Source organism: Saccharopolyspora sp. NPDC003752, assembly GCF_053605825.1.
Genome location: NZ_JBSGJZ010000005.1, coordinates 199,172 through 217,434 on the forward strand (window position 1 = coordinate 199,172; position 18,263 = coordinate 217,434).

Sequence of the window (18,263 nt, forward strand, 5' to 3'; positions counted from 1 at the left end):
CGTGCACGGCGCGCAACGACGCTAGCCGATCAGCAAGGGAAAATCCGCCCAAAATACGTGGCCTGAACCATAGAAAGTATTGGGCCGAATGGCGGTAAGGGGTCAGATGTCGACCTCGGCATAGCCGAGGTCGCCGAGTTCTGCTTCGGCGGCGCCGCCGGTGGTCTCCGCCAGCCAGGTTCGGAAAGCGTCCACTTCGGACTCCGGGACGTTGATGCGGAAGCGGACCTCTTCCCGGTAGTCCGTGTCCGCCACCTGGTGGCCGGCCGAACGCAGATCGTTGTCGAGCTTCCCGGCCAGCAGGTAGTCCACTGTGGTCTCGACGACGCGGACCGGGCGGCGTTCGACCAGGCCGACGTGGTCCAGCGCCGCCGACACCGCGCCGCCGTAGGCGCGCACCAGGCCGCCCGCGCCGAGCAGCACCCCGCCGAAGTAGCGGGTCACCACGGCGACCGAGTTGGTGATCTCGTTGCGGCGCAGCACTTCCAGCATCGGCACGCCCGCGGTGCCCGCAGGCTCTCCGTCGTCGCTGGACTTCTGGAACTCGCCGGCGTCGCCGAGGACGAACGCGGAGCAGTGGTGCCGCGCGTCGTGGTGCAGCCTGCGTCGCTGCTGGATGAACTCCCGGGCCTCGGCCTCGCTGGTGACCCGCGCCAGCGCGCACAGGAAGCGGGACTTCTTGACCTCCAGCTCGTGCTCGCCCGGCCGCTTGATCGTCCGCATCCGTCCCCTTCGTCAGGTGATGCCGCTCACCGCCGCGCGGCGGTCCTCCCCGTTCATCCTCCCACTCCGGTAACAGTGCAGGTCAGCGCGGTGATGAGGGCTCGGGGCGGAGGCGATTTCCGTTGCGGCCCGCGGGCACGTAACGTCCCCCCTCATGGAGCAGTCATCGAGCCCGTTTGAACCAGGCGTGCGGGTGCGCGCCACGTTCGGCCGGTTCCGTGATCAGGTCGGCACGGTGGTGGAGACCGCCACCGGTCTTCCGGAGGTCTTCGACGGTCCCGTCCTGTGGGTGCGGTTCGACGGAGGCGACGAGCCCGGCCTGGTCGCGGGGAGATTCCTGGAAGCGGCCTGACGGCATCCCCGGCCGCTGGAGCAGCGTTGTCAACCCGTGGACCGCCGGTCTGCTGGCGGATCCCCACATGTCTCCCGGGCTCTTGACCAGGTGAAACGGATTCCTTGATCGATTCTCGCGGGCACGCGGTGTGAGCAAGGACAATTCGGTACTTCCGGTCGAGTCGATAAAATCGTCTTGAAAACCGACGTCGGGACGACGGATGGAGACGATGCGGGTTCTCGTGATCGGGGCCGGAGTCGGGGGACTCGCCATCGCCAACGGATTGATCGGCAAGGGCCACCACGTGCAGATCTTCGAGCACGCGGACGCCCTGCGCACCACGGGTGCGGGCATCACGGTGTGGAGCAACGGCACCGCGGCGCTGCGCGGCCTCGGCGTCGACATCGAACCGGCCGGTCACCGGCTGCACAGCCTCCGCTCGGTCACCGAATCCGGCCGGCTGCTCTGGGAGGCCGACCTCGGCGAGGTCACCGAGCGCCTGGGGTCACCCACGGTGCAGATCCCGCGCCGCGAGCTGATCGCGGAGATGGCCGCCGCGCTGCCGCCGGGCGTGCTGCACTTCGGCCGCCGTTGCGTCGGCGTCACCGAGCACCCGGACCACGTCGTCGTCCAGTTCGCCGATGGCAGCTCGGTCGCCGGTGACCTGCTGATCGGCGCCGACGGGCAGCGCTCGGTGGTGCGCCGCGAGGTGCTGGGCGGCGAACCGGCGCGGCCCACCGGCTGGGCCAGCTGGCAGGGCCTGACCCGCAGCGACCTCCCGATCGCGCACGGCCACCAGACGCTCAACATCGCCGGCCGCTACGCGCACTGCGGCCTGATCCCGACCGGCGACGGGCTGCTGCACTGGTGGTTCGACATGCCCTGGAAGGACGGCGACCCGGTGCTGTCCGTCGCCGAGCTGCAGCGGGCCTTCCGCGGCTGGCCCGATCCCGTCGAGGCGCTGCTGGCCTCGGTCACCGACGACGACCTGGGGTTCTTCCCGCACATCCGGCACAAGGTGCCGCAGGTCTGGGGCGGTCCGCGCAGCACGCTGCTGGGCGACGCGGTGCACGCGATGCCGCCCGCCGTGGCGCAAGCGGCCAACCAGACGCTGGAAGACGCCTGGCTGCTCACCCAGTTCCTGTCCGTTGTCGACAGGGAACCGGCGGAGCTGCTGCGCGCCTACGAGCAGGAGCGCCGTCCCCGCGCGCTGAAGGTGTCGCGCACCGCGGCGTTGACATCGGCGCAGCGCAGCACGCCTCTGCAGCGCTTGGCGAAGTTCCCGAGGTGGCTGGCGACCCGCAGCCAGGTGGCGTCGCTGCGCTCCGGTAGCGACGTCCTCCGCCTGGCCCGCCCCAGCATCCAGGCCGCCTGACCTCGCTTCGCTGGCTGATGTGAGGTGAGCGGACCGTTCGCTTCGTTTGGCGAGGTGAACGGACCGTTCGCCTCGTTTGGCGAGGTGAACAGGCCGTTCGCGCCGCACGCCCGAGGTCCCTGGGGTGGAGTGAACGGGCCGTTCGCGCCGATAGGCGAGGTGAACAGGCCGTTGACTCACCCCGCCTCTCAATCGACTCAGCTCCCGGGCGTCAGGACCGAGCCTCCGGCGTTCTCGTCGTCGCTGCCCAGCAACACGCCGGCGCCGACCTCGTTCAGCGCCTCGATCTTGTGCCCGGGGAACTCGCCGAGCGGCTCCGGCTCCGCCCGGTTCTCGCCGTTCTCCTCGTTGTCCCGGACGATGATCGCCCCGGTCGCTTCGGGCGTGGCGCCGACGAGCGCGATCCCGCTGATCCCGGACTTGATCCCGTCGCCGACCAGCTGCCAGTCCGCCTGATCCGGCGCGGCCGGAGAACCTCCAGGAGATCGGAACCCGGCGTCGATCTTTCGGCCGCCGTCCGTTCGCCGGAGTTCGCCGCGCAGCAAGAAGCCCTCCCCGCCGATCGGCGAGGAGGGCCTTCGAGGTGCGGGTCAGCTGCCGAAGACGTCCGGGTCGGGTCCGACGCGCACGCCGGTCTTCAGCGCCGTGATGGCCGCGACGTCGTCGTCGGCGAGCTCGAAGTCGAAGACCTCGAGGTTCTCCTTGATCCGCGACGGCGTGACGGACTTCGGGATCGCGATGTTGCCGAGCTGGATCTGCCAGCGCAGCACGATCTGCGCCGGGCTCTTGCCGTACTTCTCGGCCAGCGAGGCCAGCGCGGCGTCGTCGAGCAGGCCCTTGCCCTGGCCCAGCGGGCTCCACGCCTCGGTGGCGATGCCGTGCTCGGCGTGGAACGCGCGCAGATCGGCCTGCGGCAGGTTCGGGTGCAGCTCGATCTGGTTGACCGCGGGCACCACGTCGGTCTCCTCGAACAGCCGACGCAGGTGCGGGATCTGGAAGTTCGACACGCCGATCGCCTTGGCCCGGCCCTCGGCGTGCAGCTGCTGGAAGGCCTTCCAGGTCTCCACGTACTTGTCCTTGGGCGCCACCGGCCAGTGGATCAGGTACAGGTCGACGTGGTCGAGCCCGAGCTTGGTGAGGCTTTCGTCGAAGGCCTTCAGCGTGCTGTCGTAGCCCTGCGAGTCGTTCCAGAGCTTCGTGGTCACGAACAGTTCCTCGCGCTTGAGGCCCGATTCGGCGATCGCCTTGCCCACGCCTTCCTCGTTGCCGTACACCGCGGCCGTGTCGATGCTGCGGTACCCGGCCTGCAGCGCCGCCCGCACCGGCTCGACGACCTGGTCGGCCGGGACCTGGAAGACGCCGTAGCCCAGCTGCGGCATCTGTGCGCCGGTGTTCAGCGTGACGTTAGGAACCTGTGTCATGTGGGTGTTTTCCTCCGCCGATGTCGGATGGTTCGCCCCGCGAATCCGCGTTCACGGGCTGGTGTCCGCCCTGCGGCCACCGTATTAGGTGCGGTCGGCCCCGGCTAGCCGATCTGTTCCGCGGGAAGCCTCAGCCGACCTCGACCGACTCGGTGGGCTGCGCGGCGCGGTGCGAGGCGGCTGCCCCGGCCCGCTGCGGCCGCCGGTCGAGCCAGCCGGAGACCAGCGCGAAGCCCAGGCCGACCACCGCGAGCAGGGCGCCGACCCAGCTCGGTGCGGTCAGCCCGAGGCCGGCCGCGATCACCACGCCGCCGAGGTAGGCGCCCAGCGAGTTGGCGATGTTGAAGGTCGACTGGATGCTCGCCGAGCCCAGCGCCGGCGCCTCCTTGGCCTGGTCGAGGATCCGCGCCTGGATGCTGGGGATCGCCGCGAACCCGGTCGCGCCGATCAGGAACACCGTGACCGGCGCCAGCACCGCGCTGTGCGCGGTCACCACGAACAGCGCCAGGCAGGCCGCCAGCGCGCCGAGGAAGACGTACAGCGTCTTCATCGGGGCCTTGTCGGCGAGCCGTCCGCCGACCGCGGTGCCCACGGTCATGCCGACGCCGAACAGCGCGAGCAGCGGCGTGACCGCGGTCGGCGAGTAGCCGGTCACGTCGGTCAGCACCGGCTTGATGTAGCTGTAGAAGGAGAACGTCGCGGCGAAGCCGAAGACCACGACCGCGAACGCCAGCCAGACCTGCGGGCGGCGGAACGCGCGCAGCTCGCCGCGCACGCTGACGTCGGTGGGCTTGGGCTGGTCGGGCACCAGCGCCGCGACCGCGGCCAGCGCGACCACGCCGATGACCGCGACCAGGCCGAACGCCCAGCGCCAGCCGAGCGCCTGGCCGAGCAGCGTGCCGACCGGGACGCCGACGATGTTCGCCACGGTGAGGCCGATGAACATCATCGAGATGGCCTGCGCGCGCTTGTCGGTGGCGACCAGGCTCGCGGCGACCACGGCACCGATGCCGAAGAACACGCCGTGCGGCAAGCCGGCGAGGAACCGGGCGCCGAGCAGCAGCTCGTGGGTCGGCGCGAACGCCGAGCAGAGGTTCCCGACGGTGAACAGCACGAGCATGCTCAGCAGCATCGTCTTGCGCTTGAACCGCATGCCCAGCATGGTCAGCAGCGGTGCGCCGATCACCACGCCGAGCGCGTACAGCGAGATGTAGCCGCCGGCGTCGGGGATCGACACCTGCAGATCGGTGGCGACCTCGGGCAGCAGGCCCATCATCACGAACTCGGTCGTTCCAATCCCGAATGCGGCGATGGCCAGGGCCAACAGGGCAATGGGCAAGGAAGTCTCCCCTGAAACGAACGTGCCGGACTGGTTCTTGGCGTCCTCGCCGGTCGGGCGCACGGCGGTGCGCGTCGCATTCCGGTCTTCGAGAACGATTCAGGAAGTCGACTGTCGGTGGCGCTCCCCAGACGTGTTCAACAGTAGTCCGGCACCCCGCTGTTCCCGAAGCGGTTATGAACCGCGCCACGTCGGAAACCGCTCGTTCGGCCGAGCAGGCAAGGAAAACCATCCATCCACAGTGGACCTGAATCGGTGCGCGGTGCACATCCGGGGAGTGGTCGCGTTGTGCACTCTGGCAAAAAACAGAACGTGGAAACTTTTCGCAACAGGCTGTCGGCCGCCCGTCGATCGGTGATAGCTCTCGGACCGATCCCCAGGTGGACGGAGGTCCGATGCGCTCGAAAGTCCTCGCGGTCATGACGGCGACGTTGGCGCTGCTGGTGGCGGTCGCCACACCCGGCGTCGCCGCGCCGCCGGAACCGCACCGCTTCGTCACCAGGCCGGACCTGAACCCGCCGGTGGTGCGTATCGACACCCCGGCGAACGGAACCGAGCCCGGCTACATCTTCCTCGCGCCCCACGGCACCGCCGCCCAGAGCGGGCCGATGATCATCGACGACACCGGGCAACCGGTGTGGTCCGAGCCGGTCGGCGACGGCGCCGGACTGTTCACAATGGACTTCAAGGCGCAGACCTACCGGGGCGAGCCCGTGCTCACCTGGTGGCAGGGCGCGCCGCATCCCGGCTACGGCGAGGGCGAGTACGTCATCCGCGACCGCTCCTTCCGGGAGATCGGCAAGGTCGACGCCGGCGGTGGGCTGCGCGCCGACCTGCACGAGATGGTCATCACGCCGCGCGACACCGCGCTGATCATCGCCTACCACACGGTGCAGCGGGACCGGCCCGTCGTGGAAGGCGTCGTGCAGGAGATCGACATCGCCACCGGCGAGGTGCTGTTCGACTGGCGCAGCCTCGACCACGTCGCGCCGGAGGAGTCGACGGCGCCGCTGCCGGAAGATCCCGCCGCGCCGTACGACTACATCCACCTCAACTCGATCACCGAGGACTCGGCGGGCAACCTGCTGATCTCCGCCCGGCACACCGACGCGCTGTACCTGCTGGACCGCGCCACCGGCGAGGTGCAGTGGCGGCTCGGCGGCAGCCGCAGCGACTTCGCGGTCGATCCGGACGCGGCGTTCGCCAGGCAACACGACGCGCGCTGGCTGCCCGACGGAACCATGAGCCTGTTCGACAACGCGGCCAGCGAGCCCGGCCCGGTGTCGCGGGCGATCGTGCTGGGCGTCGACCAGCAAGCGCGCACCGCTCGGCTGGTGCGAGCCTTCCCGCACCCCGGCGGCGGCACCAGCGTCAGCCAGGGCGACCACCAGGTGCTGCCGGGCGGCAACAGCTTCGTCGGCTGGGGCTCGCAGCCGCAGTTCACCGAGTTCGACCAGAGCGGGGCGGTGGCACTGCACGGCTCGTTCGGCGACGGCATGCCCTCCTACCGGGCCTTCCGGCTGGGCTGGACCGGAGCGCCCGCGGAGCCGCCGGTGGCGGCGCTGCGCGAAGCGGACGGCGTCGCGACGGTGTACGCGAGCTGGAACGGAGCCACCGAAGTCCGAGCCTGGAGGATCCTGGCGGGCCCGGCCCCGGACCAACTCCGGCCGATCACCGAAGTGCCCAGGACCGGCTTCGAAACCGAAGCTGCGCTACCGGCCCCAGAGGCCTTCGCCGCAGTCGAAGCCCTCGACGCCGCCGGCCAGGTCCTATCCCGCTCCGAACCAGTCCAACCCGAATGACCTAACCCCCACAACCCACGTCTCCACCCCAGTACCCGCCGCCCAGTACCCGCCGCCTGGTACCCGGCGCCTGGTGCCTGGTGCCTGATGTCCGGTGTCCGGTGTCCCGCAATTTCCATTGAAATCGAACCTCCAATTTCAATGGAACTTGCGGATCACCGGCGTGTCGCACCCCGACACGCCGACGCCTGTGGACAACTCCCGCAATTTCAATGGAAATCGGACCTCTGATTTCCATTGAAATTGCGGGATTCCGGTACCGGCACAGGGGAGAAGCGGGAGGGGAGGGGAGTAGGAGAGCCGGGGGCAGGATGTGGGCCGGAAGCGCGTTCTCGGTCGGGTTTTGTCGGGGTGGGGCAGTGCGTCGGGTGTGCGTCAGCGGATGGTGCGGTAGCCGGGGTGGACTCCGGGCGTCAGGTCGTGGCTGCTCGCCAGGCGCTCCAGGAGGGACTTGAGCCGGGTCCGTTCGTCCCGGTCGAGGGCCTGACAGAAGTCGGCCTCGTGCTCGGCCGCCACCGCGTGGACCTCGCCCAGCAGCTCGGCCCCCTCCTCGGTGAGGGTGAGCTCGTGGACCCGGCGGTCGCGGGTGCTGCGGGTGCGGGTGACCAGGCCGCGGCCCTCCAGCTCGTCGACGAACGTGACGACCTTGCTCGGCAGCATCCCGAGGTTCCCGGCCAGCGCCTGCTGGCTCAGGCCCGGCTGCGCGGCGATCACCCGCAGCATGCCCACCTGGGGCGGGGTCAGGTCGAGCTCGCCGACGCGGGCGGCGAACTTCGCCGTGGCGTGCGCGCCCAGCTGCGTGAGCAGGAACGAAACACCGAGCGCGGGAAGGTCTGCTGCCACGCGAACACTGTACAGAATCGTTCACGAACCGAACGATTCTTCTTTCGCGCCGGGCCGCAGGCTGGCGTGCGCCTCCCGGTCCATGCGCTCGACCATGTGCGGGTAGTGCAGCTCGAACGCGGGCCGGACCGAGCGGATCCGCGGCAGCGCGGCGAAGTTGTGCCGCGGCGGCGGGCAGGACGTGGCCCACTCCAGCGAGTTCCCGTGCCCCCACGGGTCGTCCACCTCGACCACCGCGCCGAACCGGTAGCTGGTGAAGACGTTGTACAGGAACGGCAGGATCGAGGCGCCCAGCACGAACGCGCCGATGCTCGACACGATGTTCAGCGCGGTGAAGCCGTCGGAGGTCAGGTAGTCGGCGTAGCGCCGCGGCATCCCTTCGGCGCCCAGCCAGTGCTGCACCAGGAACGTGGTGTGGAACCCGACGAAGGTCAGCCAGAAGTGCAGCTTGCCCAGCCGCTCGTCCATCATCCGGCCGGTCATCTTGGGGAACCAGAAGTACACCCCGGCGAACACCGCGAACACGATCGTCCCGAACAGCACGTAGTGGAAGTGCGCGACCACGAAGTAGGTGTCGGTGATGTGGAAGTCCAGCGGCGGCGCCGCGAGGATGATGCCGGTCAGCCCGCCCAGCAGGAACGTCACCAGGAACCCGACCGAGAACAGCATCGGCGACTCGAAGGTCAGCTGCCCGCGCCACATCGTGCCGATCCAGTTGAAGAACTTGATCCCGGTCGGCACCGCGATCAGGAACGTCGCGAACGAGAAGAACGGCAGCAGCACCGCGCCGGTGGCGAACATGTGGTGCGCCCACACGATCATCGACAGCCCCATGATCATCAGCGTGGCGAACACCAGGCCGGTGTAGCCGAACAGCGGTTTCCGGCTGAACACCGGGAGGATCTCGGTGACGATGCCGAAGAACGGCAGCGCCACGATGTAGACCTCGGGGTGGCCGAAGAACCAGAACAGGTGCTGGAACAGGATGGCGCCGCCGTTGGCCGGGTCGAACGCGTGCCCGCCGAGGTGCCGGTCGACCAGGAGCCCGAACAGCGCGGCGGCCAGGATCGGGAACGCCATCAGCACCAGCAGGCTGGTGGCCAGGATGTTCCAGCAGAAGATCGGCATCCGCCACATCGTCATGCCTGGGCAGCGCAGGCAGACCAGGGTGGTGATCATGTTGACCGCGCTCAGGATCGTGCCCACCCCGCTGAGGATCAGCCCGGCCGCCCACACGTCGCCGCCCGGCCCCTGGCTGAACATCCCGCGCGACAGCGGCGCGTAGGCGGTCCAGCCGAAGTCGGCGGCGCCGCCCGGCAGCAGGAACCCGCTCAGCACGATCAGCCCGCCGAACAGGAACAGCCAGAACGACAGCGCGTTCAGCCGCGGGAACGCCACGTCCGGCGCCCCGATCTGCAGCGGCAGCACGACGTTGGCGAAGCCGAACACGATGGGCGTGGCGAACAGCAGCAGCATGATCGTGCCGTGCATGGTGAACAGCTGGTTGTACTGCTCCTGGGAGAGGAACTGCAGGCCGGGCTCGGCGAGTTCGCCGCGGATCAGCATCGCCATCGAGCCGCCGGCGATGAAGAAGAAGAACGAGGCGATCAGGTAGAGGATCCCGATGTCCTTGGGATCGGTGGTGCGCAGCCACGGGACCAGGTGCCTGCCCTTGACCGGTCGCGGCGTGGTGCGCGACCGGGTCGGAACCTGGGTGGGTTCGATCCTGACGGTGGCCATGCTCGTCTCCTGCGGCATCGCGAGCGTCGGAGCCGGAACCAACCCAGTCTCAACCCGCCCACGACCACCCGCAATCGGCCGGGCTAGGCATCGCCGCCGAGGTAGCGGCTCGGAGACGTCCCGACGGTGCGCTTGAACGCGGCGAGCGCTCGGCGTCGCGTACCCGACGGCGTGCGCGACCCGGGAGACCGGCTGGCCCTCGGCGAGGAGGGCCAGTGCGGCGCGGAGCCGCGCGTGGGTGCGCCAGCGGTCGAAGGACATGCCGGTGTCGTGGACGAAAAGCCGCGTCAGGGTGCGGCGGCTCACCCCGGCGGCCCGGGCGTGCGCTTCCATGCCCCGCTGGTCCGCGGGGTCGGCGAGCAGCGCATCCGCCACGGTGCGGACGCGTTCGTCGACGGGCCGCGGCACGTCGATGGGCGTGGTGGGCAGGGGGCGCAGCAGGTCGAACACGACCGCCTCGCCGCGCAGCCGCGCGTCATCGGCGAGATCGTCGCGACCCAGGTACGCGATCAGCTGCGCCAACAGCCCGTCCACTCCGACCGGCGTGGGTTCGGCCCAGTCGAGGGCGCACCGGTCCGGCTCGAAGTAGAGGCTGCTCAGCACCGCATCGCGGGTCGCGCCGGTCCGGTGCACGACCCCGGCGGGCAGCCACAGCGCCAGGGTGGGCGGCAGGACCCAGTGGACGTCCCCGACGGCCACGCCGAGCACGCCGCGCCGGGTCCAGGCCAGCTGGTGCTGCGGATGGCTGTGCTCCTCGAACCACTGCCCCGATGACAGCGGGAAGTTGCCGACGACGATCGCCCCGACTCCGGGCGGGACGGCGCCCGTGATTGCCTCGGCCATGTCCTCAATACGACATCATTCGGCCTGGTAGCGCATTCCGGACAGGCTGGCAGCTGCATAGCGTGGCCTTCCTGCTGACGGTGCACCTGCAGACCGTGCTCGGTTATCCGCCGCTGACGGCCGGCCTCGCCTACTCGCCCTACGCCGCAGGCATGCTCGCCGGCCTGTGGCTCTCGTCCCGCGCGGTGCTCAGGTTCGGGATGCGCCGGACGCTCGTCGCGTCATTCCTGATCGGCGCGGTCGGCCTGCTCCTGCTGGCCGGCGTGGCGCCTGGCGACGACTACGCGACGGTCGTGCTGCCCGGCATGCTCGTCACGAGCCTCGGATGCGGCCTGGGCAATCCCGCGCTGGCGATCGGCGCGGTCGAGGGCACCACCGAGCAGGACGCCGGTCTCGGCTCGGCCATCTTGAGCTCCGTCCAGCAGGTCGGCGGCGCCGTGGGGGTGGCGGTGCTGGTCGCCATGGCCGCACGTGCCCAGACCGCCGATCCGTCGGGGGTTTCTCGCTGGCGCTCACCGTCGCGGCCGCGCTCCTCGCCTTCGGCGCGCTGCTCGTCGCCGCGGGAAGGGCTCCCGCACGTGACCCTGCTCAGGCAGCGTTCTCGATGGCGGCGAGGGCCATCCGGTGCAGCAGCCGGGACATCGCTTCGGCGTCCAGGTGGGCGCTGTAGGGCGTCGAGTTGATCAGGCCGAACACCGCGTGCGCGGCGGCGCGCGCGGTCGGGCGGTCCAGGTCCGGCCGGACCTGGCACAGCACGTCCACCCAGACCTCGACGTAGCTGCGCTGCAGCTCGCGGACCTTGTGCCGGTCGGTCTCGGCGAGGCTGTCCAGGTCGCGCATGTGCACCGTGATCAGCGCCGGGTTGGCCAGCGCGAACTCGACGTGCCAGCGCACCAGCCGGTCCAGCGCGTCGCGCGGGTCCGCGGCGGCGCCCACCCGGTCCTGCCCGCCGAGCAGCAGCCGGTCGCTGATGCCGGTGAGCAGCTCCGCGAGCATCGCGTCCTTGCTGCGGAAGTGCCGGTACAGGCCGGGGCCGGAGATGCCGACGGCGGCGCCGATGTCGTCGATGCCGACGCCGTGGAAGCCGGAGCGCGCGAACTTCTCCGCCGCGGCGGTGAGGATCTGCTCGCGGCGGGACGGCTTGGCTGCATCGGTGGACATCAGCGTCGATACTAGACGCAAGCCGTTAGTCATCGTTAACATCGGTCGCGTTAACGATGACTAACTCCCGGTGGAAGGTGCCCCCGCATGGATGCGCCCGCCCTGCGCACGGCCGTGGACCCGGACTCGGCGGAGTTCGCCCGCTACACCGAGCAGCACGCGAAACTCGTCGACGACCTCAACACCCAGCTCGGCCGCGCCCGGCTGGGCGGGCCGGAGAAGGCCCGCATCCGGCACGTCGAACGGGGCAAGCTGCTGCCCCGCGACCGGGTCGACGCGCTGCTCGACCGCGGCTCGCCGTTCCTGGAGCTCTCGCCGATGGCCGCGCACGGCCTGTACGACGACGAAGCGCCGTCGGCGGGCATCATCACCGGCATCGGCCGGGTGTCCGGGCGGGAATGCGTGGTCGTGGCCAACGACGCCACCGTCAAGGGCGGCACCTACTACCCGGTCACGGTGAAGAAGCACCTGCGCGCGCAGGAAGTCGCGCTGCACAACAACCTGCCGTGCCTCTACCTGGTCGACTCCGGCGGCGCGTTCCTGCCCAGGCAGGACGAGGTGTTCCCGGACCGCGAGCACTTCGGCCGGATCTTCTACAACCAGGCCACGATGTCGGCCCGCGGCATCCCGCAGATCGCCGCCGTGCTGGGCTCGTGCACCGCGGGCGGCGCCTACGTCCCGGCGATGAGCGACGAGGCGGTGATCGTCCGCGAGCAGGGCACCATCTTCCTGGGCGGTCCGCCGCTGGTGAAGGCCGCGACCGGGGCTGAGGTGACCGCCGAGGAGCTCGGCGGCGGCGAGCTGCACTCGCGCACCTCCGGCGTCACCGACCACCTCGCCGTCGACGACGCGGACGCGCTGCGCATCGTCCGCTCCATCGTCAGCACGCTCGGCCCCCGCGAACCCCGGCCCTGGGACGTCGCGCCGGTCGAGGCGCCGGCGGTCGACCCCGACGAGCTCTACGGCGCGGTGCCGACCGACAGCCGCACCCCGTACGACGTGCGCGAGGTGATCGCGCGGATCGTCGACGGCAGCCGGTTCGCCGAGTTCAAGCACGACTACGGCCAGACGCTGGTGACCGGATTCGCCCGCATCCACGGGCACCCGGTCGGCATCATCGCCAACAACGGGATCCTGTTCAGCGAGTCGGCGCTCAAGGGCGCGCACTTCATCGAGCTGTGCGACAAGCGGTCCATCCCGCTGGTGTTCCTGCAGAACATCTCGGGGTTCATGGTCGGCAAGGAGTACGAGGCGGGCGGCATCGCCAAGCACGGCGCGAAGATGGTCACCGCGGTGGCCTGCGCCCGGGTCCCCAAGTTCACCGTCGTCATCGGCGGCTCCTTCGGGGCGGGCAACTACTCGATGTGCGGCCGGGCCTACTCGCCGCGGTTCCTGTGGATGTGGCCGAACGCCCGGATCTCGGTGATGGGCGGCGAGCAGGCGGCGTCGGTGCTGGCGACGGTGCGCCGCGACCAGCTGGACGCCCGCGGCGAGCACTGGCCGGCCGAGGACGAGGAAGCGTTCAAGCAGCCGATCCGCGACCAGTACGAGCACCAGGGCCACCCGTACTACGCGACGGCGAGGCTGTGGGACGACGGCGTGATCGACCCGAAGCAGACCCGGACGGTCCTGGGCCTGGCGATCTCGGCGGCCGCCAACGCGCCCCTGGAACCCGTCTCCTACGGCGTATTCCGGATGTGAGCCATGAGTTTCCGCAGCTCAGGTCCCGTGCGCGTTTTGTGCTGCTATAGCGACACGAAGTACGCACGGGCACTGACCAGGCAGAACGTTGCGATCCTGCCGTTCGGCAAGGCGAAGGGATGACGATGCGGCACTTCGACACGGTGCTGGTGGCGAACCGGGGCGAGATCGCGGTGCGCGTGATCCGGACGCTGCGGCGGCTGGGCATCCGCTCCGTCGCGGTGTTCAGCGACGCCGACCGCGGCGCGCGGCACGTCGCCGAGGCCGACACCGCCGTCCACATCGGACCGAGCCCGGCGACCGAGAGCTACCTCGATGTCAAGCGCATCCTGGACGCCGCGCGCGGCACCGGGGCCCAGGCGATCCACCCCGGCTACGGCTTCCTCGCCGAGAACGCGGGCTTCGCCGAGGCGTGCGCGCAGGCGGGCATCGAGTTCATCGGCCCGCCGGCCTCGGCGATCGATTCGATGGGCGACAAGATCCGTGCCAAACAAACGGTTTCCGCCGCCGGCGTCCCGGTGGTGCCCGGCCGCAGCGAGCCGGACATGACCGACGCCGACCTGCACGCGGCCGCGATCGAGATCGGGTTCCCGGTGCTGCTGAAGCCCTCCGCGGGCGGCGGCGGCAAGGGCATGCGGCTGATCCACGACGAGTCCACACTGGACGATCAGATCGCCTCGGCGCGCAGGGAGGCGCGGTCGGCGTTCGGCGACGACACGCTGTTCGTCGAGCGCTTCGTGGCCCGCCCGCGGCACATCGAGGTCCAGGTGCTGGCGGACGCGCACGGCAACGTGGTGCACCTCGGCGAGCGCGAGTGCAGCCTGCAGCGGCGGCACCAGAAGATCATCGAGGAAGCCCCGTCGCCGCTGCTGGACGCCGAAACCAGGGCCCGCATCGGCGGCGCGGCCGTCGACGCCGCCCGCTCGGTGGGCTACGTCGGGGCGGGCACCGTCGAGTTCATCGTCTCCGCGGACCGGCCGGACGAGTTCTTCTTCATGGAGATGAACACCCGCCTGCAGGTCGAGCACCCGGTGACCGAGCTGGTCACCTCGGTCGGCGGGCACCGCGGCGTCGACCTCGTGGAACAGCAGGTCAGGGTCGCCGCGGGCGAGCCGCTGCCGTGGGCGCAGGAGGACCTGTCGATCGAGGGTCACGCGGTGGAGGCGCGGGTCTACGCCGAGGACCCGGCCCGCAACTTCCTCCCGACCGGCGGCGACGTCCTCGCCGTGCACGAGCCCTCCGGTCCCGGCGTGCGGGTCGATTCCGGGGTGCGAGCAGGCGGGCGCGTCGGCTCGGACTACGACCCGATGCTGGCCAAGGTCATCGCGTGGGCGCCGAGCCGGGCCGACGCGCTGCGCCGCCTGGACGCCGCGCTGGCCGACACGGCGGTCCTCGGCCTGCACACCAACGTCGCGTTCCTCCGCGCGCTGCTGAGGCACGAAGACGTGCTGGCGGGCCGCCTCGACACCGGACTCGTCGAGCGCGACCTGACCGAACTCATCGCGGAGAGCAACACGACGCCGGACGACGCCTACGTCGCCGCAGCCCTGGAGCGGCTGCTGGCTGCCGAGCCGACTGCGCAGGTCGTCGACCCGTGGGACATCCCCGACGGCTGGCGCCTCGGCGAACCGGCCTGGAGCACCTGGCGCTTCGCCGGGGCCGATGGCGAGGTCCAGGTGCGCATCCGCGGCCGCGCCCACGACGCGGCAGTTTCAATTGAAACCGCACCCCGAGGAGCACCGGAAACCGCAGTTTCAATTGAAACTGCCATCCACCGGGCCTCGGTCGAGGCGCGCGGCGACGAGCTGACCGTCACCTATCAAGGCCGCACCCGCCGCTACCGGTACGCGCACGTCGACGGCACCACCTGGCTCGCCGCCGACGGCCGCACCTGGGCGCTCGCCGAGCACCGGATGCTCGCCGACCGGGGCGGCAGCGGCGGCCGGTCGGACGGCGTGGTGACCAGCCCGATGCCCGGCACGGTGCTGGTCGCCGATGTCAGCCCGGGCCAAGAAGTCCAGAGTGGACAGAGATTGTTCGTGGTGGAGGCGATGAAGATGGAACACACCGTCACCGCCCCGATCGACGGCGTAGTCGCCGAAGTGCACGCCAGGAAGGGGCAGTCGGTCGGACTCGACCAGCCGCTGGCTGTCCTCGCCGCTCAAGAGGAGGCCTGATCGATGGTGGACCACCGGCTCAGCGAAGAGCACGAAGCCCTGCGCGAGAGCGTGCAGACCTTCGCCCGCAAGGAAGTCGCGCCGGTCATCGGCGACTACTACGAACGCGAGGAATTCCCGTACCCGCTGGTGCAGACCATGGGCCGGATGGGCCTGTTCGGGCTGCCAGTGCCCGAGGAGCACGGCGGCATGGGCGGCGACTACTTCGCGCTGTGCCTGGCCCTGGAGGAGCTCGCCCGGGTCGACTCGTCGGTCGCGATCACCCTGGAGGCCGGGGTTTCGCTGGGCGTCATGCCGATCTACCGGTTCGGCGACGACGAGCAGCGGCGCACCTGGCTGCCCCGGCTGGCGGCCGGGGAGATCCTCGGCGCGTTCGGCCTCACCGAGCCGGGCGGCGGCTCCGACGCGGGCAGCACTCGCACCACGGCGGTGCTCGACGGCGACCACTGGGTGATCAACGGCTCGAAGGCGTTCATCACCAACTCCGGCACCGATCTCACCGGCCTCGTCACGGTCACCGCCGTCACCGGGCAGAAGCCGGGCGGCGGCAAGGAGATCTCCACGATCATCGTGCCCGCCGGCACGCCCGGCTTCACCGTCGCGAAGAAGTACTCGAAGGTCGGCTGGAACGCCTCCGACACCCACGCGCTGTCCTTCGACGACTGCCGGGTGCCCGCCGCGAACCTGCTCGGCGAGCGCGGCCGCGGCTACGCCCAGTTCCTCGCCACGCTCACCGAGGGCCGGGTCGCGATCGCCGCGGTCGGCGTCGGCCTCGCCCAGGGCTGCGTCGACGAATGCCTGCGCTACCTGGGCGAACGCGAGGCCTTCGGCCGGAAGATCGGCGAGTACCAGGCGATGCAGTTCAAGGTCGCCGACATGGAGCTGCGCGCGCACACCGCACGCCTGGCCTACTACGACGCGGCGTCGCGGATGCTGCGCGGCGAGCCGTACAAGAAGCAGGCCGCGATCGCCAAGCTCGCCTCCTCGAACGCGGCGATGGACAACGCCCGGGACGCCACGCAGATCTTCGGCGGCTACGGCTTCATGAACGAGACCCCGGTCGGCCGCTTCTACCGGGACGCCAAGATCCTGGAGATCGGCGAAGGCACGAGCGAGGTCCAGCGCATGCTGATCGCCCGGGAGCTGGGCCTCCCGGCCTAGAGCTCGTTCCAGGCCCGTCCCGCGCCGCGGCGCGGGACGGGCTCAGGCCTGCGCCGCTTCGAACGGGCGCGGAGCCGGGAACGAAGACGGCCGGCGGAGGCTTCGGGGGGTTGCCTCCGCCGGCCGGTACGTCATCGGTCGGGGTTGTTCGGTTCGGGGGTCGGTTCGGTCGGAGGGATCAGCGGAACCGCTTCTGCGGCACGGTGATCTCGTCGGTCTGCTCGATGCCGGGGTAACCGGCCTGGTCGCCGTACTCGGGCAAGGGCCGGAAGTCCTGCTGGGTCTCCTCGCCGGGCCACACGGGCCCGTAGCCGTCCGGTGCCTGACCCATCGGGGCCTGGCCGCCCGGCGCCTGGCCGAACGATTCCTGCTCGGCTTCGACCTCGGCGAGGTGCTGCATCACCCAGTCCCGGGCCAGCGCCGCGGGCGACGTGCCCTGCTTGACCGCGAGCTCCCGGAGGCGCTCGTTGGCCATCAGCGGCAGCCGCAGCTGGTAGACCTGGGAGCCGCCGAAGCGGCGTCCGGACCCGGTGGACTCGACGTTCTCCTCCGGGGCCAGCGCAGCCAGGTACGACTCGAACTCATGATCCGGTTCGGCCGGCTCGGCGGGCTTCTGCTGCCGCCTGCTGGTCTTGGTTCGTCCTAGAGCCACCGGCCCACGATAACGGTTGTGTTGCGACGCGCGAATCGCTGTGAGCCCTCTCACTGGCCCGGAAACGCGGAGGGCCCCCGCGCCAGGGGGAGTGCGCGGGGGCCGGAGGGGATCTCCACAGGTGCTGACCGGGGGTGTGTCAGCGACCCGATTGTGACACGTCGTAGGTCGTGGTGGGGAGCCTTCGACGCATGATTCGTGCGTCCGGCACCGTCGGACGAGGACCGGACGGCGGTCCTGCGCAACGATCCGAGGTGGTACCGGCTCAGTTCGGGCTCGGCCAGTCCGTGATCGTGTAGCCGGCTTCGGTGATCGCCGCGGTCGCGGCCTCCAGGGTGAGCGGCTGGGCACTGGTCACGGACACCTGGCCGTTCTCCACCGAGACCTGCACGTCGCTGACGCCGGGCAGCTCCGAAAGCTCCTCGGTGACCGACCTGGCGCAGTGGCCGCACGTCATGCCGCCCACCGTGAACGTCTGATTGCTCATGCGAGTTCCCTCCTGGCACTTCCTGCCACGACCGGATGCGGATACCGCCGCAACTGTCCCGAACGTCCAGTGTGGACGGCCCAGGCGGGGGCAGCCCCGGCGGGGGCGGCGGGACCAATATCCGAAGTGGATCGAGAATCGCCGAATGATTACTCTCCGTCGAAGGTAAATCACTCTCTGGGGGGCTGCGGCTGTTGACAACCTGTGGATAACCTGCGCCCGGAACCCGAGGCCGGGGAGGCGTCATGTACGGGTCGCTGGACGTACGGAATTTCTTGTGGCAGCAGGACGACGGGACCTCGCGGCAGCCGTCCGCGGTGCCCGTGCCGCGCGCCGGTGAGCCCTCGCGGATCTCGTCGGAGCAGGTGCACCGCGCCAGGATGGCGGTCGCCCGCAGTGCGGAGAACGCCGAGGACTGCAAGCTCCTGCTGGACATGCTGGGATTGGCACCGGACGATGACGGGCAGCCGCCGGTCGTCCGCTGACCGGGCGTCGGCCGCGCCG

The 18,263-nt window shown here is 70.4% G+C and carries 17 protein-coding genes and 1 pseudogene; 8 read left to right on the forward strand and 10 right to left on the reverse strand.

Features of this window, described 5'->3' with window-relative positions; all coding sequences use genetic code 11:
* Nucleotides 1-102: 102 nt before the first annotated feature.
* Entirely contained in the window at nucleotides 103-723 is a 621-nt protein-coding gene (locus tag ACWEV3_RS08980) for a YigZ family protein (RefSeq protein WP_452613339.1), read from the reverse strand.
* Between the two features lie 154 nt (nucleotides 724-877).
* Between ACWEV3_RS08980 and ACWEV3_RS08985 the strand changes: the two genes are divergently transcribed.
* A complete protein-coding gene (locus ACWEV3_RS08985; protein ID WP_093269316.1) occupies nucleotides 878-1,075 on the forward strand; it encodes a hypothetical protein in 198 nt (65 codons plus the stop codon).
* A 211-nt stretch (nucleotides 1,076-1,286) separates the two neighbouring features.
* Entirely contained in the window at nucleotides 1,287-2,432 is a 1,146-nt protein-coding gene (locus ACWEV3_RS08990) for an FAD-dependent monooxygenase (RefSeq protein ID WP_452613340.1), read from the forward strand.
* A 197-nt stretch (nucleotides 2,433-2,629) separates the two neighbouring features.
* Here the strand turns inward: ACWEV3_RS08990 and ACWEV3_RS08995 are convergent, their stop codons facing one another.
* The 3 genes from ACWEV3_RS08995 to ACWEV3_RS09005 all read right to left on the reverse strand — a co-directional run bounded on the left by ACWEV3_RS08995 (nucleotide 2,630) and on the right by ACWEV3_RS09005 (nucleotide 5,192).
* Nucleotides 2,630-2,977 carry a hypothetical protein gene (locus tag ACWEV3_RS08995; RefSeq protein WP_452613341.1) on the reverse strand — a complete coding sequence of 116 codons (348 nt, stop codon included), beginning with the start codon at nucleotides 2,975-2,977 and terminating at the stop codon, nucleotides 2,630-2,632.
* 45 nt (nucleotides 2,978-3,022) lie between these two features.
* On the reverse strand, nucleotides 3,023-3,853 hold the full coding sequence (locus tag ACWEV3_RS09000) for an aldo/keto reductase (RefSeq protein WP_452613342.1): 831 nt from the start codon (nucleotides 3,851-3,853) through the stop codon (nucleotides 3,023-3,025).
* 130 nt (nucleotides 3,854-3,983) lie between these two features.
* On the reverse strand, nucleotides 3,984-5,192 hold the full coding sequence (locus ACWEV3_RS09005; RefSeq protein ID WP_452613343.1) for an MFS transporter: 1,209 nt from the start codon (nucleotides 5,190-5,192) through the stop codon (nucleotides 3,984-3,986).
* A 395-nt stretch (nucleotides 5,193-5,587) separates the two neighbouring features.
* Between ACWEV3_RS09005 and ACWEV3_RS09010 the strand changes: the two genes are divergently transcribed.
* Nucleotides 5,588-6,994, forward strand: coding sequence for an arylsulfotransferase family protein (locus ACWEV3_RS09010; protein WP_452613344.1), 1,407 nt, complete (start codon nucleotides 5,588-5,590; stop codon nucleotides 6,992-6,994).
* A gap of 375 nt (nucleotides 6,995-7,369) precedes the next feature.
* Here the strand turns inward: ACWEV3_RS09010 and ACWEV3_RS09015 are convergent, their stop codons facing one another.
* The 3 genes and pseudogenes from ACWEV3_RS09015 to ACWEV3_RS09025 all read right to left on the reverse strand — a co-directional run.
* Nucleotides 7,370-7,837: a MarR family winged helix-turn-helix transcriptional regulator gene (locus ACWEV3_RS09015; RefSeq protein WP_452613345.1), complete on the reverse strand. Its 468-nt coding sequence runs from the start codon at nucleotides 7,835-7,837 to the stop codon at nucleotides 7,370-7,372.
* 21 nt (nucleotides 7,838-7,858) lie between these two features.
* The gene (gene ctaD / locus ACWEV3_RS09020; protein ID WP_452613434.1) at nucleotides 7,859-9,577 is read right to left on the reverse strand and encodes an aa3-type cytochrome oxidase subunit I; all 1,719 of its coding nucleotides are present in this window, start codon (nucleotides 9,575-9,577) and stop codon (nucleotides 7,859-7,861) included.
* Between the two features lie 204 nt (nucleotides 9,578-9,781).
* A pseudogene (locus ACWEV3_RS09025) lies at nucleotides 9,782-10,420 on the reverse strand (AraC family ligand binding domain-containing protein); the annotation flags it as partial.
* Nucleotides 10,421-10,482: 62 nt separating this feature from the next.
* On the opposite strand from ACWEV3_RS09025, the gene ACWEV3_RS09030 reads away from it, so the two are divergent.
* Nucleotides 10,483-11,103, forward strand: coding sequence for an MFS transporter (locus ACWEV3_RS09030; RefSeq protein WP_452613346.1), 621 nt, complete (start codon nucleotides 10,483-10,485; stop codon nucleotides 11,101-11,103).
* Here ACWEV3_RS09030 and ACWEV3_RS09035 read toward each other — a convergent pair.
* Nucleotides 11,009-11,581, reverse strand: a complete 573-nt coding sequence (locus ACWEV3_RS09035) for an SACE_7040 family transcriptional regulator (RefSeq protein WP_132489911.1) — start codon at nucleotides 11,579-11,581, stop codon at nucleotides 11,009-11,011. The two genes, ACWEV3_RS09030 and ACWEV3_RS09035, sit on opposite strands and share 95 nt — an antisense overlap.
* Before the next feature lie 87 nt (nucleotides 11,582-11,668).
* Here ACWEV3_RS09035 and ACWEV3_RS09040 point away from each other — a divergent pair, with 87 nt between their 5' ends.
* From ACWEV3_RS09040 to ACWEV3_RS09050, 3 genes are all read left to right on the forward strand, one after another.
* Nucleotides 11,669-13,282 carry a carboxyl transferase domain-containing protein gene (locus ACWEV3_RS09040; protein ID WP_452613347.1) on the forward strand — a complete coding sequence of 538 codons (1,614 nt, stop codon included), beginning with the start codon at nucleotides 11,669-11,671 and terminating at the stop codon, nucleotides 13,280-13,282.
* 119 nt (nucleotides 13,283-13,401) lie between these two features.
* Nucleotides 13,402-15,459, forward strand: coding sequence for an ATP-binding protein (locus tag ACWEV3_RS09045; protein ID WP_452613348.1), 2,058 nt, complete (start codon nucleotides 13,402-13,404; stop codon nucleotides 15,457-15,459).
* 3 nt (nucleotides 15,460-15,462) lie between these two features.
* Nucleotides 15,463-16,620 (forward strand): acyl-CoA dehydrogenase family protein, encoded by a 1,158-nt coding sequence (locus ACWEV3_RS09050; protein ID WP_358576009.1) that lies wholly within the window; start codon nucleotides 15,463-15,465, stop codon nucleotides 16,618-16,620.
* Nucleotides 16,621-16,798: 178 nt separating this feature from the next.
* On the opposite strand, the gene ACWEV3_RS09055 is transcribed toward ACWEV3_RS09050, so the two are convergent.
* Both ACWEV3_RS09055 and ACWEV3_RS09060 read right to left on the reverse strand, forming a co-directional pair.
* Nucleotides 16,799-17,272: a hypothetical protein gene (locus tag ACWEV3_RS09055; protein WP_452613349.1), complete on the reverse strand. Its 474-nt coding sequence runs from the start codon at nucleotides 17,270-17,272 to the stop codon at nucleotides 16,799-16,801.
* Nucleotides 17,273-17,537: 265 nt separating this feature from the next.
* Nucleotides 17,538-17,759 carry a heavy-metal-associated domain-containing protein gene (locus tag ACWEV3_RS09060; protein WP_358576011.1) on the reverse strand — a complete coding sequence of 74 codons (222 nt, stop codon included), beginning with the start codon at nucleotides 17,757-17,759 and terminating at the stop codon, nucleotides 17,538-17,540.
* Nucleotides 17,760-18,004: 245 nt separating this feature from the next.
* Between ACWEV3_RS09060 and ACWEV3_RS09065 the strand changes: the two genes are divergently transcribed.
* Nucleotides 18,005-18,244, forward strand: coding sequence for a hypothetical protein (locus ACWEV3_RS09065; protein WP_452613350.1), 240 nt, complete (start codon nucleotides 18,005-18,007; stop codon nucleotides 18,242-18,244).
* The last annotated feature ends 19 nt before the right edge of the window (nucleotides 18,245-18,263 follow it).